General features: G+C 38.7%; 24 protein-coding genes and 1 other annotated feature. Of the genes, 21 read left to right on the top strand and 3 right to left on the bottom strand.

What is annotated here, in order from left to right; translation table 11 throughout:
* Window positions 1–142: 142 nt before the first annotated feature.
* The 15 genes from pnpS to AB1H92_RS04065 all read left to right on the top strand — a co-directional run bounded on the left by pnpS (window position 143) and on the right by AB1H92_RS04065 (window position 16411).
* Window positions 143–1363: a two-component system histidine kinase PnpS gene (gene pnpS / locus AB1H92_RS03995; RefSeq protein ID WP_370475558.1), complete on the top strand. Its 1221-nt coding sequence runs from the start codon at window positions 143–145 to the stop codon at window positions 1361–1363.
* A 223-nt stretch (window positions 1364–1586) separates the two neighbouring features.
* The gene (gene hflK, locus AB1H92_RS04000; RefSeq protein ID WP_115362229.1) at window positions 1587–2567 is read left to right on the top strand and encodes an FtsH protease activity modulator HflK; all 981 of its coding nucleotides are present in this window, start codon (window positions 1587–1589) and stop codon (window positions 2565–2567) included.
* Window positions 2560–3567 carry a protease modulator HflC gene (hflC, locus tag AB1H92_RS04005; RefSeq protein WP_115362227.1) on the top strand — a complete coding sequence of 336 codons (1008 nt, stop codon included), beginning with the start codon at window positions 2560–2562 and terminating at the stop codon, window positions 3565–3567. Before hflK ends, hflC begins: the two co-directional genes overlap by 8 nt.
* 120 nt (window positions 3568–3687) lie before the next feature.
* On the top strand, window positions 3688–6312 hold the full coding sequence (gene polA, locus AB1H92_RS04010) for a DNA polymerase I (RefSeq protein WP_115362225.1): 2625 nt from the start codon (window positions 3688–3690) through the stop codon (window positions 6310–6312).
* A 9-nt stretch (window positions 6313–6321) separates the two neighbouring features.
* Window positions 6322–7194: a bifunctional DNA-formamidopyrimidine glycosylase/DNA-(apurinic or apyrimidinic site) lyase gene (mutM, locus tag AB1H92_RS04015; protein WP_115362223.1), complete on the top strand. Its 873-nt coding sequence runs from the start codon at window positions 6322–6324 to the stop codon at window positions 7192–7194.
* Window positions 7195–7349: 155 nt separating this feature from the next.
* Window positions 7350–7961, top strand: coding sequence for a dephospho-CoA kinase (gene coaE / locus AB1H92_RS04020; RefSeq protein ID WP_115362222.1), 612 nt, complete (start codon window positions 7350–7352; stop codon window positions 7959–7961).
* A gap of 108 nt (window positions 7962–8069) precedes the next feature.
* Window positions 8070–9092: a glyceraldehyde-3-phosphate dehydrogenase gene (locus AB1H92_RS04025; protein WP_115362220.1), complete on the top strand. Its 1023-nt coding sequence runs from the start codon at window positions 8070–8072 to the stop codon at window positions 9090–9092.
* A 101-nt stretch (window positions 9093–9193) separates the two neighbouring features.
* On the top strand, window positions 9194–9658 hold the full coding sequence (nrdR, locus tag AB1H92_RS04030) for a transcriptional regulator NrdR (RefSeq protein ID WP_115362218.1): 465 nt from the start codon (window positions 9194–9196) through the stop codon (window positions 9656–9658).
* Window positions 9659–9675: 17 nt separating this feature from the next.
* Window positions 9676–11079: a replication initiation and membrane attachment family protein gene (locus tag AB1H92_RS04035; protein ID WP_115362216.1), complete on the top strand. Its 1404-nt coding sequence runs from the start codon at window positions 9676–9678 to the stop codon at window positions 11077–11079.
* 1 nt (window position 11080) lies between these two features.
* A complete protein-coding gene (gene dnaI / locus AB1H92_RS04040) occupies window positions 11081–12031 on the top strand; it encodes a primosomal protein DnaI (protein WP_115362214.1) in 951 nt (316 codons plus the stop codon).
* A gap of 365 nt (window positions 12032–12396) precedes the next feature.
* A complete protein-coding gene (thrS, locus tag AB1H92_RS04045; RefSeq protein WP_115362212.1) occupies window positions 12397–14328 on the top strand; it encodes a threonine--tRNA ligase in 1932 nt (643 codons plus the stop codon).
* A gap of 232 nt (window positions 14329–14560) precedes the next feature.
* Window positions 14561–14705 (top strand) — a sequence feature (ribosomal protein L20 leader region).
* 92 nt (window positions 14706–14797) lie between these two features.
* Complete coding sequence (gene infC, locus AB1H92_RS04050) at window positions 14798–15301, top strand: translation initiation factor IF-3 (RefSeq protein WP_075527381.1); 504 nt, start codon at window positions 14798–14800, stop codon at window positions 15299–15301.
* Between the two features lie 30 nt (window positions 15302–15331).
* Window positions 15332–15532 (top strand): 50S ribosomal protein L35, encoded by a 201-nt coding sequence (rpmI, locus tag AB1H92_RS04055; protein ID WP_115362210.1) that lies wholly within the window; start codon window positions 15332–15334, stop codon window positions 15530–15532.
* A gap of 92 nt (window positions 15533–15624) precedes the next feature.
* The gene (gene rplT / locus AB1H92_RS04060; RefSeq protein ID WP_075527383.1) at window positions 15625–15984 is read left to right on the top strand and encodes a 50S ribosomal protein L20; all 360 of its coding nucleotides are present in this window, start codon (window positions 15625–15627) and stop codon (window positions 15982–15984) included.
* Window positions 15985–16120: 136 nt separating this feature from the next.
* Window positions 16121–16411 (top strand): DUF1294 domain-containing protein, encoded by a 291-nt coding sequence (locus tag AB1H92_RS04065; RefSeq protein ID WP_115362208.1) that lies wholly within the window; start codon window positions 16121–16123, stop codon window positions 16409–16411.
* Window positions 16412–16500: 89 nt separating this feature from the next.
* Here the strand turns inward: AB1H92_RS04065 and AB1H92_RS04070 are convergent, their stop codons facing one another.
* Window positions 16501–16881 (bottom strand): sigma-w pathway protein ysdB, encoded by a 381-nt coding sequence (locus AB1H92_RS04070; protein WP_115362206.1) that lies wholly within the window; start codon window positions 16879–16881, stop codon window positions 16501–16503.
* A gap of 142 nt (window positions 16882–17023) precedes the next feature.
* Between AB1H92_RS04070 and dut the strand changes: the two genes are divergently transcribed.
* The 5 genes from dut to AB1H92_RS04095 all read left to right on the top strand — a co-directional run bounded on the left by dut (window position 17024) and on the right by AB1H92_RS04095 (window position 21691).
* Window positions 17024–17458 (top strand): dUTP diphosphatase, encoded by a 435-nt coding sequence (dut, locus tag AB1H92_RS04075; RefSeq protein WP_115362204.1) that lies wholly within the window; start codon window positions 17024–17026, stop codon window positions 17456–17458.
* Window positions 17459–17674: 216 nt separating this feature from the next.
* The gene (locus AB1H92_RS04080; RefSeq protein ID WP_115362202.1) at window positions 17675–19417 is read left to right on the top strand and encodes a carbon starvation protein A; all 1743 of its coding nucleotides are present in this window, start codon (window positions 17675–17677) and stop codon (window positions 19415–19417) included.
* 66 nt (window positions 19418–19483) lie between these two features.
* The gene (locus AB1H92_RS04085) at window positions 19484–19741 is read left to right on the top strand and encodes a cory-CC-star protein (RefSeq protein ID WP_115362200.1); all 258 of its coding nucleotides are present in this window, start codon (window positions 19484–19486) and stop codon (window positions 19739–19741) included.
* Between the two features lie 16 nt (window positions 19742–19757).
* Window positions 19758–20690 (top strand): ArsA family ATPase, encoded by a 933-nt coding sequence (locus AB1H92_RS04090; protein ID WP_115362199.1) that lies wholly within the window; start codon window positions 19758–19760, stop codon window positions 20688–20690.
* A 5-nt stretch (window positions 20691–20695) separates the two neighbouring features.
* Entirely contained in the window at window positions 20696–21691 is a 996-nt protein-coding gene (locus AB1H92_RS04095; RefSeq protein ID WP_115364125.1) for a zinc-binding dehydrogenase, read from the top strand.
* Between the two features lie 116 nt (window positions 21692–21807).
* Here the strand turns inward: AB1H92_RS04095 and AB1H92_RS04100 are convergent, their stop codons facing one another.
* Both AB1H92_RS04100 and AB1H92_RS04105 read right to left on the bottom strand, forming a co-directional pair.
* Window positions 21808–21978 carry a hypothetical protein gene (locus tag AB1H92_RS04100; RefSeq protein ID WP_166739469.1) on the bottom strand — a complete coding sequence of 57 codons (171 nt, stop codon included), beginning with the start codon at window positions 21976–21978 and terminating at the stop codon, window positions 21808–21810.
* A gap of 24 nt (window positions 21979–22002) precedes the next feature.
* Window positions 22003–23421: a tyrosine phenol-lyase gene (locus tag AB1H92_RS04105; protein ID WP_115362196.1), complete on the bottom strand. Its 1419-nt coding sequence runs from the start codon at window positions 23419–23421 to the stop codon at window positions 22003–22005.
* A 168-nt stretch (window positions 23422–23589) separates the two neighbouring features.
* On the opposite strand from AB1H92_RS04105, the gene AB1H92_RS04110 reads away from it, so the two are divergent.
* A complete protein-coding gene (locus AB1H92_RS04110; protein ID WP_256594312.1) occupies window positions 23590–25269 on the top strand; it encodes a formate--tetrahydrofolate ligase in 1680 nt (559 codons plus the stop codon).
* Window positions 25270–25594 lie beyond the last annotated feature (325 nt).

Below are 25594 nucleotides of genomic sequence, written 5' to 3' on the forward strand. Positions count from 1 at the left end.
GCTTTTAACTGGTCTAGGCATTGTACTAGGCCAGTTTTTTCCATTGTTTTATAAGAATTTAGAGAACCCAACATTCAATCAATACATGCTGTATTTAATCATTATTCTTTTCATTGCTTTTATTCTTTCGATGATCATTTCAATGAGGCTATTATTAAATTATGCGAAACCAGTGGATGATATTACATCGGTTGTGACTAAAATTTCAAAAGGGCAGACGGTCGATTGGGCGAATCATCCGTATCTACATTTTTATGAAGACGAACTTTCAATTGCAGTCAAAGAAATTTCTGAGACTATGGAGAAAATGTCTACGAAACGTATCGTAGAAAAAGACCGATTAAAAACGCTTATTGAGAGTATGGGCAGCGGTTTACTCATGTTTGGAAGAGGTGGGACTGTTAGCCTCGTGAATGGTATGTTCAGAAAAACTTTTGGCTTTGAAGATAAAGAGGTGATTGGTCGAACGGTTTATTCAATCGGATTACCTACTGAAATTGAAAAGTTAATTGAGGAAGTCTTTATGACGGAACAAGGGCAAGAAACTCGATTTTCGATAGAGATTGAGGGGAAATCAGCCACCTATAGTGTATATGGTGCTCCAGTAATTGGGAATCATGGGAACTGGCTTGGAATCGTAGTTGTGATTCATGATATAACGGAACTCATCCGTTTGGAGGAGATTAGAAAAGATTTTGTTGCAAACGTTTCCCATGAATTAAGGACGCCTGTAACATCCATTAAAGGGTTTGCCGAAACATTACTAAGTGGAGCGATGGAAGATCGGGAAGTCCGAAAGAACTTTCTTGAAATAATTCATAAAGAAAGTGAACGATTACATTCATTGATTGACGATTTACTCATACTATCTGGTGTTGAAAGAGCCGAGTTTAAGTTAGAATTTACCGATGTTCATGTAAATAAAGTGATTGAAGAAGCGATACAACTTGTTTCAGTAAAAGTAAAAGAGAAGAAAATGAAGATTATCTTTCAACCATCTTCAGAAATTGTTGTAGAGGGAGATGCCGGCCGCCTTATACAAGTACTTGTAAATTTATTGTCAAATGCGCTCGCGTATTCCCAAGATGGTAAAGAAGTTAAAGTATACATCGAAAAAACTAGCGAACAAGTTATTATCATAGTAGAAGACGAAGGGATTGGGATTGAGCCATCACAATTACCAAGGTTGTTTGAACGATTCTACCGGGTAGACCAAGCCAGAAGTAGAGAATCTGGTGGAACTGGTTTAGGACTTGCAATCGTCAAGCATCTGATAGAAGCACATAACGGTTCAGTTGAAGTATATAGTAAACCTTCCGTCGGTACGGCCTTTTACGTGAAATTACCCATTAAGCAAGAATAAGTGAATACAATGTCGTGATTCTTACGAAAGGAGAGAAGAAGGAAAGTAAAATCTTCTCTTCTTTTTTTAGGATTAACCTATTTCGTTTAAAGAGTGAAATTTACGTTGCGTTCAAGTTGAAAAGTTTTTAAAACAGTTAGATATAATAAGTTATAGAAAAATATGAAACTTTTGGAATGATGAACCGTATAAGAATGGGTGTTAATTAAGGGGGAGAAGCGTAATGAGTGTTAAACGTATATTAACGATTATTGGAATGGCGCTAACAGGGCTCATTCTTATCGTAATTGGTTTTACTACTTGGTACACTGTAGATGAATCGGAACAAGCAGTTGTTATTACATTCGGTCAGGCGAATTCGATTGTTACCGATTCAGGTTTACATTTTAAGTTACCATGGCCGATTCAACATGTAGAAGTTTTATCAAAGGAGACATATAGTCTTAAGTTTGGTTATAAGCAAGATGAAAGTGGCGATCTTGTTTCTTATGACAAAGAGACGAAAATGATTACCGGTGACGAGTATATCGTCCTTACTGATCTAGTCGTACAATGGAAAATCACAGAGCCAGAAAAGTTTTTATTTCATTCAGAAAGTCCGGAAGAGATTTTACATGATGCAACTTCTGCCTCAATTCGCTCGGTCATTGGTAGTTCAACAATCGATGCGGCTTTAACAGATGGAAAAGCTGAGATTGAAGCAAAAACAAGAGATTTACTTGCTACTTTAATGGATAAGTATGATATCGGTGTCATTATTCAAGGTGTGAATCTACAAGATGTAGAGCTACCGAATGCGGACGTACGAGCTGCATTTACCTCAGTAACGGATGCAAGAGAAACTAAAAACACAAAAATTAATGAAGCAAAAAAATATGAAAATCAAAAGCAAAACGAAGCAGCAGGAGAACGGGATGCGATCAAATCGAGGGCAATAGGACAAAAAACTGCTCGAATAGAACAAGCACATGGGGACGTAGCGCTTTTTAAAGACTTACATGCGGAGTATGAAAAAAACAAAGATATTACCCGTCAACGTCTCGTTCTTGAAACGCTAGAAAAAGTGCTACCGAATGCAAAAATTTATATTATGAATGATAATGGTGAAACCGTGAAATATTTACCCTTACAACAACTTCAAAGTCAATTACAAACTCCACCACCACTAGAAAAAAGTGAAGAGAAGGAGGATCAAAATGACTAAAGATAAAAATCCATTTAAAAGTATAGAAGAAAAATTTATGGAAAAACAACGGGCAAAACAAAGGAGAAAGAGTCCGAATGACCCTGATAACACAGTTAAATTTAACGGTCCTGTTCAGATTAAAAAATATGTGAAGCTAACAATTGGTCTTACTGCCGTATTTGCAGTGCTCGTTATTCTTATGGCGAATGTTTTTGTCGTCAAAGAAAATGAGTATCGTGTCGTTCGTCAGTTCGGGGAAATTACACGGATTGTTGATAAGCCGGGGCTTAACATGAAAATACCGTTTATTCAAAGTGTCATGACCTTGCCCAAAAGTCAAATGACGTATAATGTTTCAGAATCAGAAATTAATACAAAAGATAAAAAGAGAATTATTATTGATAATTATGCAGTATGGAAAATTAATGATCCAGTTAAAATGATTTCGAATGCCAGAAATATTGTCAATGCAGAAGGGCGTATGAATGAATTTATTTATTCTGTCGTCCGAACAGAACTCGGTCAACTCGATTATGTAGACGTTGTCAATGATGAAAACTCTTCTCGTGGTAGTTTAAATGATCGTGTTACGGAACGAGTCAACGAATTACTGGAAAGAGGGAATTTTGGAATTGAATTGGTAGACGTTCGGATCAAGCGTATTGACTTACCTGAGGAAAACGAACAATCAATTTATACGAGAATGGTTTCCGAAAGACAATCAATTGCACAGAAGTATTTATCAGAAGGAGACGCGGATAAGCGTCGAATTGAAGCGGAAACAGATCGAGAAGTACAAGAAATGCTTGCCACTGCAGAGAAGGAAGCAGCACTTATCCATGCGGAAGGCGAAGCAGAAGCGGCAAAAATTTATAACGAAGCTTTTTCTATAGACCCGGAATTTTATCAATTATATCGAACGTTACAATCGTATAGTAAGACGATTGGTGAAGATACTATGATTATCCTTCCGGCGGATTCACCGTATGCAAAAATTTTAACAGGCTATATCGAATAACTTGAAGGCAAGGCCGTCATTTTCATTTCCACTATCGTACATGGTAGAATGGAGAGAAGATGACGGTTTTTACTTTCACTTAGAGTGGTGTATTGACTGATAATGAGGAGTGGAATATTTTTGACAAAAAAGAAAATCGTACTGCTTGATGGAAACAGTCTCGCGTATAGGGCGTTTTTTGCCTTACCGTTATTAACAAACGATCAAGGCATTCATACAAATGCAGTTTATGGTTTTACAATGATGCTGCAAAATATTTTAGAAGAAGAAAAGCCAACGCATATGCTCGTTGCTTGGGACGCTGGTAAAACAACGTTTCGTCATAAAACATTTGATGAATATAAAGGTGGTAGACAAAAGACACCATCCGAACTTTCCGAGCAATTCCCTTATTTAAGAAAAATGTTGAAGGCGTATAATATACCCCAATATGAACTTGACCAATATGAGGCAGATGACATTATTGGAACATTAAGTCATCAAGGGGACAAAAAAGATGCTGAAGTCGTTGTGATTTCTGGCGATAAAGACTTAACACAATTGACGACGGAGCATACAACAGTATTCATCACTAGAAGAGGGATTACCGATACTGAAAAATATACGCCAGAACATGTGATGGAAAAGTATGGGATACAACCCCACCAAATTATTGATATGAAAGGATTGATGGGTGATTCTTCAGACAATATTCCGGGGGTTCCAGGAGTTGGTGAGAAGACAGCCTTAAAACTATTGAAGGAATATGGATCCATTGAGGAAATCTATGCTTCACTCGATAAAATTACGGCTAAAAGATTAAATGAAAATTTAACACAAAATAAAGAAACGGCTTTTATGAGTCGCGATTTAGCAACGATTGTTGTAGATGCTCCAATTACGATTTCAATCGATGATTTATCTTATAGCGGTCCAAATATGGACGAGCTCATTAACATTTATCAAGAGTTGAAATTCAATACATTACTTGAAAAGCTTGGTGGAAATCCAATTGAGGAGAAGCAGGAAGATGTTGAAGTGACAACTGTATCAGAGATAGATGTCAGTCAACTTTCAAATGAAATGGCACTTCATATAGAAATGATGGATGAAAACTATTTGCGGGCGAATATCGAAGGTGTGTCACTTACAGACGATACGAAGACGCTGTATTTGCCGTTTGAAGTTGTCCAAAAATCTGACTCATTTCAGGCTTGGTTAAAAGATGATACGAAAAAGAAGCTATGTACGGATTCCAAAGCTGCACGTGCCTCGCTAGCTCGCCATGGAGTAGAAGTAAATGGGATTGATTTTGATTTACTTCTAGGGTCTTATATTGTTAACCCATCAACTTCATCGTCAGATGTCGCATCGATTGCCAAACAATTTGGCTATACGAATGTGCAACAAGACGAAACGGTTTATGGAAAAGGTGCTCGAAAAGCATTACCAGAAAGCGACGTACTTGCAGAACATGCTGGGCGAAAAGCACTGGCGGTTTGGAATCTTCGCTCGACAATTGAAGAACAGCTTAAAGAGAACGAACAATTTGATCTATATCATGAGTTGGAATTGCCGCTTGCACTCATCCTAGGAAAAATGGAGTCTACTGGGGTAGCAACTGATAAGGAAGCATTAGCGAAAATAGGGACGGAACTTTCAGCAAGAATTACGGACTTAGAAACGTTAATTTATGAAATTGCTGGCGAGAAATTTAATATTAATTCTCCGAAACAATTAGGTGTCATTTTATTTGAAAAGATTGGGCTTACACCGATTAAAAAGACGAAGACCGGTTATTCAACTGCGGCTGATGTGCTTGAAAAGTTAGCAAGCGAACATGAGATCATTTCTCACATTTTACTGTACCGTCAACTAACAAAATTAAATTCAACGTATATTGAAGGGTTATTAAAAGAAATTCATGAAGACGGTAAGATTCATACACGTTTTCAACAAGCCCTAACAACGACTGGTCGACTCAGTTCAATCAACCCAAACTTACAAAATATCCCTGTTCGTTTGGAAGAAGGTCGGAAAATTAGAGCGGCATTCGTTCCTTCAGAGGAAAGTTGGTCGCTATTTGCTGCGGATTACTCGCAAATCGAATTGCGCGTACTAGCGCATATGTCGGAAGACGAAAAGTTAATACAAGCGTTTAAAGACAATGCTGACATTCATAGAAGTACAGCGGCAGATGTGTTTGGTGTAGAGGTAGACGAAGTCACCGCTGAAATGCGAGATGCTGCAAAAGCAGTAAACTTTGGGATTATTTATGGAATTAGCGATTATGGATTATCCCAAAACTTAAATATTACGAGAAAAGAAGCTGCGCAGTTTATTGAGACCTATTTAGCAAGCTTCCCAGGTGTAAAAAAGTATATGGATGATATTGTTCAAACGGCGAAGGAACAAGGGTATGTAACGACTTTATTGAATAGAAGACGCTACTTACCGGAGATTAAGAGTTCCAATTTTAATTTACGAAGCTTCGCTGAGCGTACGGCGATGAATACACCTATCCAGGGAAGTGCCGCGGATATCATTAAGCAGGCGATGATTGATATGGATGCTCGACTTGAAAAAGAAGGATTGCAAGCAAGAATGCTTCTTCAAGTTCATGACGAACTCATTTTTGAAACGCCTGAAGAGGAAATTGAAATACTAGAAAAAATTGTACCAGAAGTGATGGAGGCAGCAATTGCGTTAAATGTTCCATTAAAAGTGGAGTCTTCACACGGAAAATCTTGGTATGATATGAAGTGAGGGAAATAGATGCCAGAACTACCAGAAGTAGAAGGTCTCGTACGTGCACTGGCTCCTGAAGCAGTTGGCAGAGTGATTCAAGACGTTTCTATTTCACCAATTGTTGTTGAATCAAAAGAACGCGGCAGAGAAGCGATTATTAAAGGGATATCAACCGAACAGTTTATTCAAAATATGAAAGACATGACCATTGTAAATGTAAAACGCCGCAGTAAATATATTTATATGGATTTAGAACGAAACGGTCAATCCTATCTCCTCGTCAGCCATTTAGGCATGACGGGGGCATGGTTTACCGTCAATTCGATTGAAGAAGTAACAGAAGAAAAATTCCGGAGGCATATCCATGTGATCTTTACGATGAAAGACGGGGGACTCCTTGTTTACTCGGACATTCGAAGATTTGGGGAATTGCGCTTATTAAATATTGAAGCAGACCATCCACCTTTATTGAAAATGGCGCCTGAACCATTCGATAACGATGCATGTACGCATTTTATCGATTGCACACTGCTCCCTAGATATGCTAGAAAACCTATTAAAGAAGTGATCATGGATGGACAAGTTATTTCAGGTTGCGGAAATATTTACGCAACGGAAGCATTATTTAAAATGAATATTCATCCAGCTAGGAAAGCAGAGAGAATTAGCTTAAAAAGAAAGCAAGAGCTGTTTCGAGTGATTGTGGATATACTACAAGAGAGTATCGATGCCGGAGGGAGTACAATTTCAGATTACCGAAATATAAACGGTGAAGCTGGATCCATGCAAGATAGGCTGAAAATGTACGGTCAGAAAGAATGTCCGACATGTGAGGCAGAAACTAAAAGTATGCAAATAGGTGGAAGGACATCTGTGTATTGTCCAAAGTGTCAACGATAATTAATTCAGTCAGTAGAGATATCCAAAGTGGGGTTACGGTTTTGTATAATATTGTGAAATTATACAAATCGAACCCTTCATTGTGCGATGGGCTCCCAAATGTCGAAGTTGATTAGTAGAACATAATAAAATACCATCAAATTAAGGAGATAAAAATGATAATCGGATTAACAGGTAGTATTGCCAGTGGAAAGAGTACAATTTCTTCCTTGTTGCGTAAAAAAGGATACCCGATTGTAGATGCCGACGAAATCGCAAGACTTGTCGTTGAACCAGGTACGGCTGTCATCGAGGAGATTCGTAGAACATTTGGGCAAGAGGTGATCCGAGCAGATGGATCACTTCATCGTGAAAGATTAGGGCAATTAGTTTTTGGGAATGGAAAAAATCGTAAAAAACTAAACACGATTATTCACCCTGCGATTCGTACGGAAATGTTGCGTCAAAGAGACAAACATATATCGAATGGGGCAAACACAATTATTATGGATATCCCTCTCTTATTTGAAAGTAAACTTCAATCGTTCGTGGACAAAATACTTGTCGTGACCGTTACACCTGAAGTTCAAAAAGAACGGCTCATTGCTAGAAACGGTTTGACTGAAAAAGAAGCGAATGACCGCATAAACGCTCAGTTCTCACTAGAAATAAAAGAGGCGGGGGCAGATGCTGTTATTAACAATAATGGCACGATAGAAGAGAGTGAAATACAACTAGAGGCTATCCTTAAAAAGTGGAATGTAAATCGTTCTGCTAGTTCGGAATAATAGAAAAATATAATAGTTGTAATTTAGTATGTTTTTCTAAAATGATTGTGTTATACTAATACACGAAAAGAACGAAATGAGTATAACATAGTTACAGGGGGATTTATAATGACTACTTCTATTGCGATTAACGGTTTTGGACGAATAGGGCGAATGGTTTTTCGTCAAATGATTAAGGAAGATGATGTAGAGGTCGTAGCGGTGAATGCATCCTATTCATCAGAAACTCTTGCACATTTACTTAAGTATGACACAAATCACGGAATTTTTGATGGTAGTGTAGTAGCCGAAGAAAATGCTTTAATTGTAGATGGTAAGCGCGTTCAACTCGTATCAGATCGCGACCCACGTAATCTACCGTGGAAAGATTTAGATGTGGATATCGTGATAGAAGCGACAGGCAAATTTAATTCACGTGATAAAGCAGCCTATCATCTTGAGGCTGGTGCAAAAAAAGTTATCTTAACAGCGCCTGGTACAAATGAAGATATTACAGTTGTACTTGGGGTAAACGACGATAAACTTGATTTAGATAAGCATGAAGTAATTTCGAATGCGAGTTGTACAACGAATTGTCTAGCTCCTGTAGCAAAAGTTTTAAATGATACATTTGGCATTGAAAATGGGCTTATGACAACAGTTCATGCCTTTACAACTGACCAAAACAATTTGGATAATCCGCACAGTGATATGCGACGTGCGCGTGGATGTGCACAATCGATTATCCCTACTTCAACGGGTGCTGCGAAAGCGCTTTCGCTAGTCCTTCCAGAGTTAGAAGGGAAAATTCATGGAATGGCACTACGTGTTCCAACCCCGAATGTTTCACTCGTTGATTTAGTCGTTGATTTAAAGCAAGATGTAACTGTTGACATGGTCAATCAAGCATTTATTGATAAAGCTGAAGGAGAACTGGCGGGTATTTTACGCTTCACAAAGGAGCCGCTAGTTTCTGTAGATTTTAATACATCAACGGAATCAGCAATTATAGACGGTTTATCTACGATTGTGATGGGAGACCGCAAAGTAAAAGTACTTGCATGGTATGACAACGAATGGGGTTACTCAGCACGTGTTGTAGGTTTAGCCAAAAAAGTTGGAAAGTCTTTAAAGAAAAAAGTTAATGCATAATAAGAGGTAAGAGTAGGGGCAAGATTCCCTACTCTTTTTAAGTTTTGGCTTTTTCTGCTATAATGATAATATATTATGAAAGATAAAGTGGAGGACTTTTTATGAAATGCCCAGCCTGTCAATATAACGGCTCTAAGGTCGTCGATTCTAGACCAGCAGATGCAAATAAATCCATCCGTAGACGTAGAGAATGTGAGTCATGCGGATTTCGTTTTACAACATTCGAAAAAATAGAAGATACCCCGTTAATTGTCGTGAAAAAAGATGGTTCACGGGATGAGTTTGTTGGAAGAAAAATTTTACGTGGGTTAATTCGAGCTTGTGAAAAACGACCAATTTCGCTTGAGAATTTAGAGAACATCGTTTATATTATCGAAAAAGAGTTGAGAAGTTCTGGCGTTGTTGAAATTGATTCTAAAGATTTAGGCGAAATGGTCATGGAGAAATTGGCAGATGTAGATGAAGTGGCATATGTCAGGTTTGCCTCCGTTTATCGCGAGTATCAAGACGTAAGTGTGTTTATTGAAGAATTGAAAAATTTACAAACGCGGACTGCAAGAGATTAACGAATGGAGTGGGATAAATGGTCGCGCTTTTTAGGGAATTACAGCCAATCGATGGATACAGAATAAGATTGTCGCAACCATTTTCCAATTACGATCGGCAACTCCTCACATTATTCTATCAACCGCTTATCGGTTCTGAGGCGATGAGTTTGTTTATGACGCTTTGGGCGGATGCTGAACAAGTGGAGGAACGCGAATATAATCATTATCATTTAATGAATTTATTGACAATGCCGCTCGCACCGATTTTTGAAGCACGGATTTCACTTGAAGCCATCGGTTTAATGCGTACGTATGTGAAAACTGAAGGAGATGTGCGAACGTTTTTATATGAGTTGTCTCCACCGCTCGATGCAAAAGCTTTTTTTGAAGATCCATTGTTATCAACTTTTCTTTTTAGTAAAATTGGTGAACAGGCCTATCGTAATTTAAGAAGTCGATTCACAATTGCGAATGCAGAACTAGATGAATTTAAAGAGGTTTCGAGAACTTTTCTTGACGTGTACAAGCCGGTCACTCATCGAATTGATATAGATGAAGGGGACAAGCATGCAGTGATTGGGCGTAGAAATGCGGAAGGGGTTCCTTTTGAGCAAGATGAATTCGATTTTAACTTATTACGTTCAGGTTTGTCTGAACAAATGGTTCCACAAGCGGCATTAGCTTCTGTATCGAAGGAGCTTATTTCAAAGTTGGCATTTCTGTATTCATTAACCCCTTTAGATATGCAAAAAGTTGTGATGATGGCACTTGATGAGAAATTAGAGCTACCAGAAGCGAGACTTCGAAAAGCGGCTGCTGATTTTTATAAAATGAACACATCAAAAACGCCACCAGTTTTACAAAAGACATTCACACAACCACCGACGCCGACTGTCGAACAAAAGGAAATGACGAGAGAAGAAGAATTGATTTATTATCTAGAAAATACAGCCCCTATCGATATGTTACGGGATTTAAATGGTAAAGAACCGTTGCCTGTCGATGTACAACTTGCGGAAAGACTGGTCAATACGCATGAATTGCCAGTTGGGGTTGTCAATGTACTGTTGCAATTTGTATTTATTCGTAACGACGGCAAAATTACGAATAATTATGTCGAGCGAATTGCTTCTCATTGGATGAATAAAAAAGTTTCCAATGCAAGAGAAGCATTGGAATTTTCGCGTAAAGAACATGATAAATATATGCAGTGGAAAAATGAAGAGAAGAAGCCTGCTACGTATAATCGGAAACCAGTTCGTGAAGGCATGGTGCCTGAATGGTTTTATAAAAAAGAGCAACAGGAAAAATCAGAGGAACATGTAGCACCTGAAACAGAGAAAAAGCAAAAAGAATCTACTGAAGATAATGCGGATATCGAAGAACGCCGCAGAAAGTTACGTGAAAGATTAAGCCGAAGAAGTAAAGGTGTGAACTAATATCGAGCCGATTAAAGAAACATTAAAAAGAGTTGTGAATGCACCAAGCTTTGCAACACGCTATGATGAAATGCGACGGGAAATATTGGAAAATGCCAACGTCCAAAAGTTTTTATCTGATCATGCGGATGAATTAAATAAAGATATTGTTGACCGTAGTTTAGGTAAACTATATGAGTACACGACGGCATCAATTGGTTGTGATAAATGTAATTCTTTAACAGAATGTACCAATATTATGAAAGGCTTTGAGCCCAAATTAGTGTTGAAGAGCAACTTAATTGATATTGAATATGTGAAATGTCAATTAAAACTCATTGACGAGGACCGCCGTAACATCTCTAAAATGATTGAAAGTATGTATATGCCAAAAGATGTCATGGAGGCAAAGCTAGAAGACATAGATTTTGAAGGCAATGCACACAAAAGTCGTTTAACAGTTATAGAGAAAGCGGAGAAGTTTTTATACGAATTAGATGAAACTGGAAAGTTGCCAAGACGTGGTCTATATATTCATGGTCCTTTCGGGATTGGGAAATCATTTATTCTCGGAGCGCTTGCGAATGAGCTTGCTCAGCGTCGAATTAGAACCGTTGCTGTGTATGTGCCGGAGTTTTTACGGGAAATCAAACAATCTATTCAAGATCAAACGTTAAATGAAAAAGTAGACTATGTAAAAAAAGCACCAGTGTTAATTTTAGATGATTTTGGTGCGGAAGCGATGACTTCTTGGACGAGAGATGAAATTCTTGGGGCAATATTACAATATCGAATGGCAGAACAATTGCCGACATTTTTCACGTCAAACCTAAGTTTTAAAGAATTGGAACATCACTTAACTTATACGCAACGTGGTGAAAAAGATGTTGTGAAAGCTGCCAGAATTATGGAGCGTATTCAAACTGTTGCACGGCCTGTGGAATTGAGTGGTGAAAATAGGCGATTAAAATAAGATTATTAGAATCCCCGAAATTTTCAATAAAACTTGCAATTGTAAAATAAGCATTGTATAATCTTCATTAATATCATGATGAAATGCATCGATAAGGACAACAATTGATTAGATTTACCGCCAGAGAATAGGGTCATCGGCTGGAAGCCCTGTAGGTTAAACAATCAGTTTACCACCTTTAAGCAGCATTGGTGAACATTTATTCATTAGCCAATGACGGTCCCGGCCCGTTAGCCGAAGTAAAGCTTCGTTAATCTTATTTATGTTGGGTTAATAGAAGAAGGGTGGAACCACGAGCTAACGCTTCGTCCCTTTTCCAGGGATGGGGCTTTTTTTATTTTCATAAAATAAGGAGTGTTTTAAAAATGGCTGAAATGATTAAATTACAATTTCCAGACGGTACGATAAAGGAATTTCCGAGTGGTACGACGACTGAAGATGTTGCAGCATCGATTAGTCCTGGATTAAGAAGAAATGCAATTGCAGGAAAGCTAGATGAAACATTAATTGATTTCAAAACACCGATTGAGTCAGATGGAAAAATTTCCATTATCACACCAGACTCACCGGAAGCACTTGAAATTTTACGTCATAGTTCAGCACACGTGCTTGCACAAGCCGTTAAGCGACTATTCAAAGATGCGAAGTTTGGCGTTGGGCCAGTCATTGAAAACGGTTTTTACTACGATGTAGATTCGTCTGAGCCAATTACAGCTGAAGATTTACCGGCGATCGAAAAAGAAATGAAACAAATTATTAATGAAAACTTTGAGATCAAACGAATCGAAGTATCACGCGAAGAAGCGAAAAAGCTTTTTGAAGAAATTGGCGATGAATACAAATTGGAGTTAATCGATGCGATTCCTGAAGGAGAACAAGTAACGCTTTATGAACAAGGTGAATTTGTTGACCTATGTCGCGGCGTTCACGTTCCATCCACATCAAAATTACGCGAATTTAAATTATTAAGTGTTGCGGGCGCGTATTGGCGCGGAGATTCAAACAATAAAATGTTACAGCGTATCTATGGAACGGCATTTTTCAAAAAAGATGAACTGAAAAAACATTTGAAAATGCTTGAAGAAGCGAAAGAGCGTGACCACCGTAAAATTGGGCGTGAGTTAGACTTATTTATGAACTCTCAAAAAGTTGGACAAGGACTTCCAATGTGGCTGCCAAAAGGGGCAACAGTTCGCCGTATCGTTGAGCGTTATATTGTTGATAAAGAAGAAAAACTAGGCTACCATCACGTATATACACCGGTTCTTGGCAGCTCTGAGTTATATAAGACAAGTGGCCATTGGGACCATTACCAAGACGATATGTTCCCAGTGATGAGCATGGACAATGAAGATCTAGTGCTTCGTCCAATGAACTGTCCACACCATATGATGATTTATAAAAATGGCATTCACTCATACAGAAATTTACCGTTAAGAATTGCGGAACTAGGCACAATGCATCGTTATGAAATGTCAGGTGCATTATCAGGATTACAACGTGTTCGTGGCATGACATTAAACGATGCGCACATCTTTGTAAGACCAGACCAAATTCAAGAGGAATTTAAACGTGTCGTTCAGTTAATCATTGATGTCTATAAAGACTTTGATATTACAGATTACTCATTCCGTGTCTCTTATCGCGATCCAGAAGATAAAGAAAAGTACTTTGACGACGATGCGATGTGGGACCGCGCACAAAGCATGTTAAAAGAAGCGATGGATGATCTCGGTTTAGATTATGTTGAAGCAGAAGGCGAAGCAGCGTTTTACGGACCTAAATTAGACGTTCAAGTAAAAACAGCACTTGGTGTGGAAGAAACATTATCAACTGTACAACTTGACTTCTTATTACCAGAGCGCTTCGACTTAACGTATGTAGGAGAAGATGGTAAGCACCATCGTCCAGTCGTTATTCACCGTGGTGTTGTCAGCACGATGGAACGCTTTGTTGCATACTTAATTGAAGAATATAAAGGTGCATTCCCAACATGGTTAGCACCAGTCCAAGTACAAGTAATTCCGGTATCACCAGACGTACATTTCGACTATGCGAATGATGTGCGTGAAAAACTTGTAGCAGCCGGATTCCGCGTTGAACTAGACGAACGTGACGAAAAAATTGGCTATAAAATCCGTGAAGCACAAATGCAAAAAATCCCTTACATGCTTGTTCTAGGCGATAAAGAAATCGAATCTGGCGAAGTCAACGTCCGTAAATATGGCGAGAAAAAGTCAGAAAGCATTCCATTTGAATCGTTTATTGAACTGTTGAATGCTGAAGTGAAAAAATAAGTAAACGAGGATTTCATAATTGCTCGTATTAACTGTTGAGGTTTGATTCTATTTAATCGATCGTTTAAATTTATGTGTCTCCGTTGATTGGAGCGTAAGGCGGCGACTCCCGCGCCCCGCGGAAAGCGTCCGCCTGTAGCGGAAATCAACATTAATTGGAATTAACCTGTTGACACATAGAAAACAGCGTGATATGATTATAAAGGTTAAGGAAATAGCTGAATACAGTTTGTGGTATAAGAAGGAGCTACCCGCTTCTCACCTGATTGACGCGTAAACGTTGTTGGCAGGTCAACACATGAATGACTTTATCGTACATTTGTACGTATTCATACGCGGGTAGACATTTTCTTAAATGTCTACCCGTTTTTTATTGAATGGACCCGTGGAGGTCGTCAGCATACGATGACGTACCCAAACCATGTATTCTCGAGACATTATCCGGAGGTGGATTACTATTAGTAAAGACATGAACGTAAATCAGGGGATCCGTGCCCGTGAGGTTCGCTTAATTGATCAAAACGGTGAACAGTTGGGAATTAAATCCCGAAATGAAGCACTTGAAATTGCATCTCGTGTTAATTTAGATCTTGTTCTTGTCGCACCAAAAGCAAAACCCCCAGTTGCTCGTGTCATGGACTATGGAAAGTTCAAGTTTGAGCAACAGAAAAGAGAACGTGAAGTACGTAGAAATCAAAAAGTTATCAATTTAAAAGAAGTGCGTTTAAGCCCGACTATTGATGAACATGATTTTCAAACAAAACTTCGTAACGCAATTCGGTTTTTGCAAAACGGTGACAAAGTAAAAGCGTCAATTCGTTTCAGAGGCCGTGCAATTACACATAAAGAAATCGGACAACGTGTCTTAGACCGTTTCGCCGAAGAGTGTAAAGAGCTAGCTACGATTGAACAACGACCGAAAATGGAAGGTCGCAGCATGTTCTTAGTCCTAGCGCCAACTGTTGAGAAATAATCTACAACGAAGATTTAGGAGGAACCATTTATGTCTAAGATGAAGACTCATAAAGGATCAGCGAAGCGTTTCAAAAAAACAGGTACAGGTAAAGTAAAACGTGGCCGTGCATACACAAGTCACCTTTTCGCAAACAAAACGACTAAAGCAAAACGTCACCTGCGTAAAGCTTCACTTGTTTCTTCAGGCGACTACAAGCGTATTCGCGAAATGATCACTAACATGAAATAATATTGGTTTATTTAAACCAATATCATTTCAACTCATTAACAACAATTCATTAGAAAATTTATATTCGGATAGAATAGCAGGAGGTAATTACTATGCCACGTGTAAAAAGTGGAGTAGAAAGACGCAAACGTCGTAATCGCGTATTAAAATTAGCTAAAGGTTACTATGGCTCAAAACATAGACTTTATAAAGTTGCAAACCAACAAGTAATGAAATCATTTAACTATGCATACCGGGATCGTCGTCAAAAGAAACGTGAATTCCGTAAACTATGGATCACACGTATTAATGCAGCAGCACGTATCAATGATCTTTCATATAGCCAAATGATGCACGGTCTTAAAGTCGCAGGTATCGACATTAACCGTAAAATGCTTGCTGACCTTGCAGTAACTGATGCACAAGCATTCGCGCAACTTGCGGAAACTGCAAAAAAAGCAGTTGCAAAATAATTTAGATTAGTAAAAGCCGTTCTTTTCTCGATAATTGAGAAGGGATGGCTTTTTCTTTTCACACCGAAAGTATTTTCGTTAAATTGACAGGTGGAAATGATTTTGTACTATACTAGGAAAGAAAGGGGCGAGATGTATGCAAGAAGTCATTCTCATGTGGATAGGGATTATGTCACTATGGGCTTTTTCGGCAATGGGTTACGATAAACGGCAATCAAAGAAAAAGGCAAAAAGAATTCCAGAAAAAAATCTCTGGTTACTTGCAATTATCGGTGGCGGCATTGGCGCTTATTTAGGTATGCAAATATTTCGCCATAAATCAAGATATACTTCATTCCGCGTTGGCTTTTTAATGTTAGCACTTGCATATGGCGCACTGATTCTTTATTTGCTTGGCGTCGCGGTACCTACTCAATCAACCGTATAAAATGTACATATCTATAAGAAGATGAAAAATCAGCCAAACAGTCTTAGTTTGGCTGATTAGGATAGACTCGAAATTAATATAAAATAACATTAATTCTTCATAAGCTTTTCGATAGGATTTTTCCAATTAATTTCAGCGGTCGGATAATTGGATTGGATTTCCGATTGTAGAAAAAGGAAGTCATCCTTAGTAAAGCCTTGTAATTTTGCTTCATTTTTAACCCAAACGAAGATGGTGACTACATCAAAAGAATTTTCAGTCGTGCCCAAATACTTTTCCCCTTCGAACATGGCGCCTTTATACGTAATAAAAAAGTTTTTGCGTACATTTTTTACATCATCGTAAAAATAATATCGTTCAGCTTCATATGCATCATCTAGTTTCCGTTTAGGGTCAGTCAGATAACGAATCCCACGGTAAAACAAATAAATAATTAATACGATGATGGCGATACGAATTAAGAGTCCCATAAAGGTTCCCCCTTTTTAGAAAAATATAGTCATCTCTTATACGGATGGCAATCAAAAAGGTTTCAATTAAAAAGTATGAATTAAAGATTATTTTTAAAAGTTCAATTCACTATGCTAAATAAACTATAATGAGGGATAAACATTGGAATTTACATTAAAAATTAATTTAATACATGAAGATGCGAAAATGCCGAATCGAGCAAATGAAGGAGATGCAGGACTCGATATCTTTTCTGTTGAAGAGAAAATCGTGAAAGCAGGAGAGACAGCTTTAATCAGTACGGGGATTCAAATGGAATTGCCGAAAGGAACGGAAGCGCAAATTAGGCCAAGAAGTGGTTTAGCATTAAAACACGCAGTTACGGTTTTAAATAGCCCAGGAACAATTGATGAAGGCTATAGAGGAGAGTTGAAAATTATATTAATCAACCATGGAAAAGAAGACTTTAAAGTGGAAAAACATATGAGAATCGCACAAATGGTCATTGCTCCTGTGTTGCAAGTGACGTTGGAACAAACAAACACACTAACCAATTCGGATAGAGGGCAAGGCGGATTCGGGTCTTCAGGAAAATAATTAAAGAGACATAAAGAGAAAAGTTGATTTTCTAGAATAAGAAAATCAACTTTTCTCTTTTTTGCGTTCCCAAAATGTTTAAGCATATCTTTATTATCAGCTACTAATTTCCTACCATTCATCATAGAGTGAGATACAGGAAAATATTAAGTGCGGAGGGGTGGCGATTGTAACGGTTGTTCGACAGAATACTGAAACTAGGGGGGAGTAGAACGAATGAATGCAATCGTATTAGCATTAATTGGTATGTTGATTTTGGCGTTAGGTTATCGTTATTATTCAAAAATTGTTGCAGAAAAAATATTTCGCCTCGATCCAAATTATGTAACACCTGCTCATAGATATAAAGACGATGTCGATTTCGTGCCTACGAACAAATTCGTTTTATGGGGACATCATTTTACGTCTGTTGCAGGTGCAGCACCGATTGTTGGACCAGCAATTGCAGTTTACTGGGGATGGTTGCCTGCCTTCTTATGGGTCATTCTCGGAACAGTTTTTGCGGCAGGCGTACATGACTTTGGAACGCTTGTACTTTCTGTGCGTCATAAAGGACAATCTGTCGGTACACTAGCGCACCGGCTAATTGGTCAACGTGCAAAAATATTATTCCTATTCATCATTCTTATTTTGGTTTTAATGGTAAACGCCGTATTTGCGTGGGTAATTTCAAATTTATTTATTCAGTTTCCGGCGAGTGTACTTCCGGTGTTTATTCAAATACCGCTTGCGGTTTGGATTGGGCATGCCGTTTATAAAAGAAAACAAAAAATGCTTGTTCCGTCGCTTATTGCACTTGCAGTCATGTATATTACAGCTGTATTCTCCAGTGAGTTCAGTTTTCTACAAATCGATCTTGTGAGGTATATGGGCGGTGAAAATGGGGCTGGTTTGTTTGGGCTAGGCGCTGTTTCAACTGCATTCTTCATATGGATTGTTGTTTTAATGATTTATGTGTATATCGCTTCAATTCTCCCAGTATGGAAGTTGTTGCAACCCCGTGACTTTATTAACTCACATCAACTTGTAGTAGGCCTTGGTATTTTGTATATTGGCCTATTATTTGTGAACCCAACAATTACGGCACCTGCGACAAATGCAGTAAGCGATGTATCTTGGTTTCCTTTACTTTTCATCACCATCGCGTGTGGAGCAATCTCCGGTTTTCATGGGCTCGTTTCTTCAGGAACCTCATCAAAACAATTGAATAAAGAAACAGACGCTCGGTTTGTTGGTTATCTAGGGGCAGTTGGAGAAGGTGTTTTAGCGTTAATATCTATTATTGCAGTCATTACATTTTTCCCGAATAAAGAGGCGTTTTCAGCTTCCTATTCAAGTTTTGCTGCTGCTAGCTCTGGAGGACTAGGGAACTTTGTCAAAGGGGCTAGTAATCTTGCGATGGGCCTTGGGATTCCAACAAGTATCTCTACGACAATCGTATCGATCATTGTCGTCAGTTTTGCAGCGACGACACTCGACTCGTCTTTACGATTGATGCGATATATTATCTCAGAGCTTGGTGTTGAATATAAAATTCCAGTGCTAGAAAAAAAGCATGTAGCTACTTCAGTTGCCGTCGTTTCAAGTGCAGCATTGGTTCTATTACCGAAGGGTCCTCAAGGATTTGGTTCTGGTGGATATTTACTATGGCCGCTATTTGGAACCGCAAACCAACTGTTAGCTGGAATTAGTTTACTCTTAATTTCCATATGGTTGAAGCGGCTTGGCCGGAACTACTTGGTCACCATTATTCCGATGGCCTTTGTTATGTTTATGACACTTTGGGCGATGTTCCAGCAAGTCATTTTTGAGTGGTCATTCATTGGCACGAGTTCAAATATGTTGTTGTTTATCTTCGGAGCAATTATCTTCGTCTTTGCGGTTTGGATTATGCTAACCGCAATCTCGGCCCTGTCAGGGAAGTACGACCATAAAATTTCTAGTCAAGAAGAAGATTAACGAAGGTTGAAGGGATGACGCTATAGTCTTATCCCTTCTTTACATATTGTGAAAGGGAGGATTCATATGCTCGATAAAATGAAAGCACTGATTCATTGGTATGAAGAAGTGCTAAGCATGCCGCATCGGCGTGAAGTAGCGAGTGAACTTAGAGATGAAGATGATTTATTTATGCTTCTCCTTTATTCAGAGATGATCGGCATTCCAAACCCGGTATATTACTACACATTAGAACTGTATCCATATATGATTGAAAAATTTCATGATTGGCATTTACGAATGGGAATGGAGAAATCACCGTTGTCAGGATTTCGTTGTTGTTAATAAAGGAGCTGATTAAATGGAGATATTAAAGAAAGATATTCTGTTTGTCGGGGGAAAGGGTGGCGTTGGAAAATCAACTTCAGCTGCAGCAATCGCATTAAAAAGTGCCCAAGATGGTTATAAAACATTATTAATATCTACAGATCCAGCCCATAACGTCGGAGATATTTTTGAGACTAAAATCGGTGGTAAAACGACAGAAGTCACAAAGAACTTATATGCACTTGAAATTGATCCGGAATTAGAAACTGAAAATTATATAAAAAGTGTGAAGGAAAACATTAAAGGCGTCGTTAAATCTGCTATGATGGAAGAAGTGCATCGTCAGTTGGATACAGCAAAAGCATCGCCAGGAGCAGATGAAGCAGCGTTATTCGATAGATTAATAAGTATTATCTTAGAAGAACGTACGCAATTTGATAAACTGATCTTCGATACAGCGCCCACGGGTCACACAATCCGTCTCTTATCTTTACCTGAATTAATGGGGGTATGGATTAAAGGACTGCTAGATAAACGAAGAACAACGAATGAAAATTATTCGAGATTAATTAATGACGGCGATCCTGTGGAGGATCCCATTTACGATGTATTGCGCGTGAGACAAGCCCGTTTTTCGAAAGCACGTGAAATATTGCTAGATGAATTGAAAACTGGTTTTATATTCGTCCTCAATCCGGAGCGCTTACCTATTATAGAAACTAAAAAAGCAATTGAACTACTAAATAATTATGATTTACATGTGTCTACACTCATCGTGAATAAAGTTCTACCCGAAAATGTGGATGGAAACTTCATGACAGAGCGTAAAAAACATGAGAAACAATATATTGATAAAATAGAAGAAACATTTTCTCAGCAAAAGTTGCTGTATGTACCATTATTTTCTAAAGATATTGTGAGTAGAGAGCAATTAACGCTTTATAGTCATTATTTTGAGGAAGGATGAGGCAAGTGAAAGCTTTTGTACATGAGTTTGGTCAATTGAAAATTAAGGAAATGGAAGTTCCGACTGCAAGTGACGGAGAAGTCGTTGTCGCACTTAAGGCTGCTGGCTTAAATCGTCGGGACTTATATATCCCAAATCGTCGTGGAGATGACGCAGAAGCCCTAGTTTTAGGCTCTGATGGGGCAGGAGTCATTGAGGCGGTTGGTGAAGGTGTTACAAACGTTTCTGTTGGTGATGAAGTGATGATCAATCCGGCCCTACGTTGGGATGAAAATAGTGAAGCACCGCCAAAAGAGTTTGATATTTTAGGGATGCCTGATAATGGGACATTTGCTGAGAAAATTGTACTTTCGGCAGAACAAGTTGAAAGAAAACCAGCGTATCTTACTTGGGAAGAGGCGGGTGTAGTGGCGCTTGCCGGTTTGACAGGGTACCGTGCGCTATTTACAAAAGGAAATTTACAGGCGGGAGAAACTGTATTTATACCGGGGGCAGGAAGCGGTGTTGCAACATACTTAATTTCATTCGCTAAAAATATTGGCGCACGCGTTATCGTGACGTCGCGTAGCGAGGAAAAGCGTAAACAAGCATTAGCATTAGGCGCCGACATTGCGCTCGATACGAACGAAGATTGGGAACTAGCGTTAGCGGATGAAACTGTAGATCTCGTAATCGATAGTGTGGGACGTGCAACATTTAACCGTTCTTTAGAAATCTTGAAAAAAGGCGGACGAATTGTCGTCTTTGGTGCCACGACAGAAGATACGGTGGATTTAGATTTACGCAATTTCTTTTATAGCCAGTTTCAATTACTCGGTTCAACAATGGGAAGCCGCGAGGAATTACGTGAGATGATTGCACATATTGAAAAATACGAAACACGTCCAGTCCTTGATAAAGTATTCGATCTTCGAGACGCGGCTGAAGCGTTTCGTGATTTAGAAGAGAGCAAGAATTTCGGGAAGATTGCGTTGCAAATTAATAGCAAAACAATCTCTTGAACGTGAAATTAAAACTAATAGAATTGTTTACAGGCGCTACACATTAAATAGACTCTAAAAAGAGGATAGGTAAGCAGTTTAACTGCATAACCTATCCTCATTTTGTACGAAAATCTTTAAACGTCCAGTTTATTTGTTGACGTTTTTAATATTTGCGCAGCGTCAAGATAGATGTCAAAAAATGTACCATCAGTAAATTTGATTACTACTGCATGTGGAGTAATTGCAACATCATCCACTGTTAACCCTTGTAGCTTATTAGGCAGAACTGTATTGTGATTCTCCATTTTGTGAAGTCCTTTCAATTATCTCTAATTCATTGTTTTGTTTTCTTTACTAATCAGTTTACCACTCTTCGAAAGTGGTGAGAATCGTGCATTAAAGAAACGTAATGTCGGCGGTTCATAATCCATTTGTAACCCACAAATCTCATCGCGTTTGTTAAATAAATCAATAATCGAATCAACGACAACATTCATATGGTTATTTGTATACACTCTCCGCGGAATCGTTAATCTAACTAGTTCTAATTTTGGTGTATTGTTTTCACCTGTTTCAATATTGCGGCCAGCAGAAATAATACCACGCTCCATACTGCGTACGCCGGAATCGAGGTATAATGCGGCTGCCAGTGCTTGAGCAGGGAAGTCTTCCTGTTTCAAATGTGGGAGAAATTTACGAGCATCTAAAAAGACTGCATGGCCGCCAATTGGCAAGACGATTGGAATGCCTGCGTCAATTAATTGATCACCTAAATGACGCACTTGCTGGATCCGATGTTCTATATAATGGTCATCTACTGCTTCTCGAATCCCGATGGCCATCGCTTCCATATCTCGCCCAGCCATCCCACCATAGGAAGGCATTCCTTCATACACAACAACAAGTTCACGCGAGCGAATATAAAGTTCTTCATCATTCATCGCAAGAAAACCGCCGATATTTACAAGACAATCTTTCTTACCGCTCATCGTACATCCATCGGAATAGGATAGCATTTCTTTTAAAATAGCTGCAATTTTTTTATCGGCAAATCCATCTTCCCGCTCCTTAATAAAATAAGCATTTTCGACGCAACGCGTAGCATCTAGGAAAACATCTATACCATTAGATTTACATAGTGAATAGACGTCTTTCATATTTTCCATACTGACAGGCTGCCCGCCGGCAAGATTGACAGTCACAGCTAAACAAACGTAAGGAATATTTTCAGCACCAACATCATCGATTACCTTTTGAAGTTTTGTTAAATCAATATTACCTTTAAATGGATGATTTACGTTTGGATCATGCGCTTCATCAATAATGACATCCACAAACTTTGCGCCGTTCATTTCTTGATGTGCGCGAGTCGTTGTAAAATACATATTGCCTGGAATAAAATCACCATCTTTTATTTTCAATTGGGATAAAATGTTCTCTGCCCCACGACCTTGATGGGTTGGCAATACGTAACGATAACCATATACTTCACGGACTGTTTCCTCAAGTTTCTTCCAACTTTTACTGCCAGCATAAGCCTCGTCGCCGGTCATGAGGGCTCCCCATTGTGCATCACTCATCGCAGTCGTTCCACTATCGGTTAATAAATCGATGTACACATCAGCGGAGTCAATGAGGAAAGTGTTATAGCCAGCCTTAATTAATGCTTCTTTTCTTTCGTCGTAAGATAACATCGCAAGTGTTTCTACGCTTTTAATCTTATAAGGTTCAGCTGTTCTTCTTACCAATTCGTTCAACCCCTTTTTTATAATGGTTCCGTCTCTATTAATATATATGTTAGTGTGTTTATTTAACTTGTCTGACTTCTAGAGGATTATTTGCATTAATTTATAAAGTTCACGGAATTCTCAATGAAATACTGTATAATAAAAGTAAAAAGGTAGGGGACGATATTCGTGACTGAGAAGGTAATACCGTTGACAGATTTAGAAATTGCTAAGCAAGTAGATATGAGACCAATTTGGGACATTGCAAAACGGGTGAATATTCCAGAAGATGCAATCGAACCTTACGGTAAATATAAGGCAAAAATTGATCCAACGAAAATTAAAGGAAAAACAAATTTAGGAAAAGTCATTCTCGTTACGGCCATTAGTCCAACGCCTGCTGGAGAAGGGAAGTCGACGGTCACTGTCGGTTTGGCAGATGCCCTGACACAACTTAATAAAAATACGATAATTGCTTTACGTGAGCCATCATTAGGTCCAGTTATGGGAATTAAAGGCGGTGCAACAGGGGGCGGATATGCACAAGTTGTACCAATGGAAGATATCAACCTTCACTTTACTGGCGATATACATGCGATTACAACCGCAAATAACGCATTAAGTGCATTTATTGATAATCATATTCATAGAGGCAATGACCTTCGTATCGATCCACGTAGAATTACATGGAAACGTGTGTTAGATATGAATGACCGCGCTTTGAGACAAGTTACCGTTGGATTAGGTGGTCCGGCACAAGGTGTTCCCCGAGAAGATGGATTTGATATTACAGTTGCTTCAGAAATTATGGCGATATTCTGTTTGGCGAAAGATTTGTCAGATCTAAAAGAACGGTTATCACGTATTGTTATCGGTTATACGTATGACAAAGAACCAGTGACTGTTCGCGATTTAGGTGTCGAAGGGGCACTTACGTTGTTATTGAAAGAAGCGTTTAAACCGAATTTAGTGCAAACGATTGAAGGCACACCAGCGCTAATTCACGGTGGACCGTTTGCGAATATTGCACACGGGTGTAACTCCTTAGTTGCAACGAATATGGCACGTAACTTAGCTGACTACGTTGTGACGGAAGCAGGATTTGGTTCTGACTTAGGTGCGGAAAAGTTTATGAATATAAAAGCAAGACAAGGGGCATTTTCACCAGAAGCTGTTGTCGTTGTAGCGACTGTTCGTGCACTGAAAATGCATGGTGGAATTTCAAGAGATGACTTGAAAACGGAAAATGAAGAAGCTGTATTAAGTGGACTCGTTAATTTAGCAAAGCATATTGAAACTGTACGGACATTTGGGGTTGAACCAGTTGTTTCCATAAACCGATTTATTACGGATACGAAAGCGGAGATTGAAACAATCTTAACGTGGTGTCAACAACATAACGTTCGAGTCGCTGTAACGGATGTATGGGAAAACGGTGGAGCGGGCGGTTTAGCGCTAGCCAAGGAAGTTCTAAAGGTCGTAGAGAAAGAAAACAATTTTGCTTATTTATATGATGAAGAGGAATCTGTCAGAACAAAAATAGGTAAAATCGTTCAACAAGTATATGGCGGAAAAGATGTCATTTTCACTGATGAAGCCATGCGCGATTTACAAATGATTGAACAGAACGGATGGGATATGTTACCGATTTGTATGGCGAAAACTCAATATTCTTTTTCCGACGACCCGAAAATATTGGGCAGACCCGAGGCATTTACAATTACGATAAGAAAAATAATGCCGAAGTTAGGTGCAGGTTTTCTAGTATGTTTAACAGGTGATATTATGACAATGCCTGGTTTACCCGCACAGCCTGCTGCATTGAATATGGACGTAGATCATAAAGGCAATGCAATTGGATTGATTTAATTTCACGAAACAGTTGGATAAATCTTGAAAGAAGCAGGTAGCGATAAATGCTACCTGTTTTTTAGAGAAATGTTCAAGTTCGGGGGCAATGGGAATAAAATATCTATGCAAAGGACTTAGTGATTGGTAACTAAGGATGTTGTAAAAAATAGGGGGAAGTGACGAATATGAATACATACTAGCGTGTAAATCGTTAGTTTGTTTTTTCACGCCCAAAAATAGTTAGGATAGTAGAAGAGAAATCAAATAATAAAAGAATGAAATCAACACGTATGGAGTACTTATAGAATAATGTGAGATGCAAGGTATTGTTGGATAGGGTAAT

This window comes from Sporosarcina pasteurii, from assembly GCF_041295575.1.
GTDB lineage: Bacteria > Bacillota > Bacilli > Bacillales_A > Planococcaceae > Sporosarcina > Sporosarcina pasteurii.

What these genes read in the sequence shown, in the direction of transcription:
- pnpS (WP_370475558.1), top strand. Translation starts at nt 143, where the DNA reads ATGAGGCTATTATTAAATTATGCGAAACCAGTGGATGATATTACATCG.
- hflK (WP_115362229.1), top strand. Translation starts at nt 1,587, where the DNA reads ATGAGTGTTAAACGTATATTAACGATTATTGGAATGGCGCTAACAGGG.
- hflC (WP_115362227.1), top strand. Translation starts at nt 2,560, where the DNA reads ATGACTAAAGATAAAAATCCATTTAAAAGTATAGAAGAAAAATTTATG.
- mutM (WP_115362223.1), top strand. Translation starts at nt 6,322, where the DNA reads ATGCCAGAACTACCAGAAGTAGAAGGTCTCGTACGTGCACTGGCTCCT.
- coaE (WP_115362222.1), top strand. Translation starts at nt 7,350, where the DNA reads ATGATAATCGGATTAACAGGTAGTATTGCCAGTGGAAAGAGTACAATT.
- AB1H92_RS04025 (WP_115362220.1), top strand. Translation starts at nt 8,070, where the DNA reads ATGACTACTTCTATTGCGATTAACGGTTTTGGACGAATAGGGCGAATG.
- nrdR (WP_115362218.1), top strand. Translation starts at nt 9,194, where the DNA reads ATGAAATGCCCAGCCTGTCAATATAACGGCTCTAAGGTCGTCGATTCT.
- AB1H92_RS04035 (WP_115362216.1), top strand. Translation starts at nt 9,676, where the DNA reads ATGGTCGCGCTTTTTAGGGAATTACAGCCAATCGATGGATACAGAATA.
- thrS (WP_115362212.1), top strand. Translation starts at nt 12,397, where the DNA reads ATGGCTGAAATGATTAAATTACAATTTCCAGACGGTACGATAAAGGAA.
- infC (WP_075527381.1), top strand. Translation starts at nt 14,798, where the DNA reads ATGAACGTAAATCAGGGGATCCGTGCCCGTGAGGTTCGCTTAATTGAT.
- rpmI (WP_115362210.1), top strand. Translation starts at nt 15,332, where the DNA reads ATGTCTAAGATGAAGACTCATAAAGGATCAGCGAAGCGTTTCAAAAAA.
- rplT (WP_075527383.1), top strand. Translation starts at nt 15,625, where the DNA reads ATGCCACGTGTAAAAAGTGGAGTAGAAAGACGCAAACGTCGTAATCGC.
- AB1H92_RS04065 (WP_115362208.1), top strand. Translation starts at nt 16,121, where the DNA reads ATGCAAGAAGTCATTCTCATGTGGATAGGGATTATGTCACTATGGGCT.
- AB1H92_RS04070 (WP_115362206.1), bottom strand. Translation starts at nt 16,881, where the DNA reads ATGGGACTCTTAATTCGTATCGCCATCATCGTATTAATTATTTATTTG.
- AB1H92_RS04080 (WP_115362202.1), top strand. Translation starts at nt 17,675, where the DNA reads ATGAATGCAATCGTATTAGCATTAATTGGTATGTTGATTTTGGCGTTA.
- AB1H92_RS04085 (WP_115362200.1), top strand. Translation starts at nt 19,484, where the DNA reads ATGCTCGATAAAATGAAAGCACTGATTCATTGGTATGAAGAAGTGCTA.
- AB1H92_RS04090 (WP_115362199.1), top strand. Translation starts at nt 19,758, where the DNA reads ATGGAGATATTAAAGAAAGATATTCTGTTTGTCGGGGGAAAGGGTGGC.
- AB1H92_RS04100 (WP_166739469.1), bottom strand. Translation starts at nt 21,978, where the DNA reads ATGGAGAATCACAATACAGTTCTGCCTAATAAGCTACAAGGGTTAACA.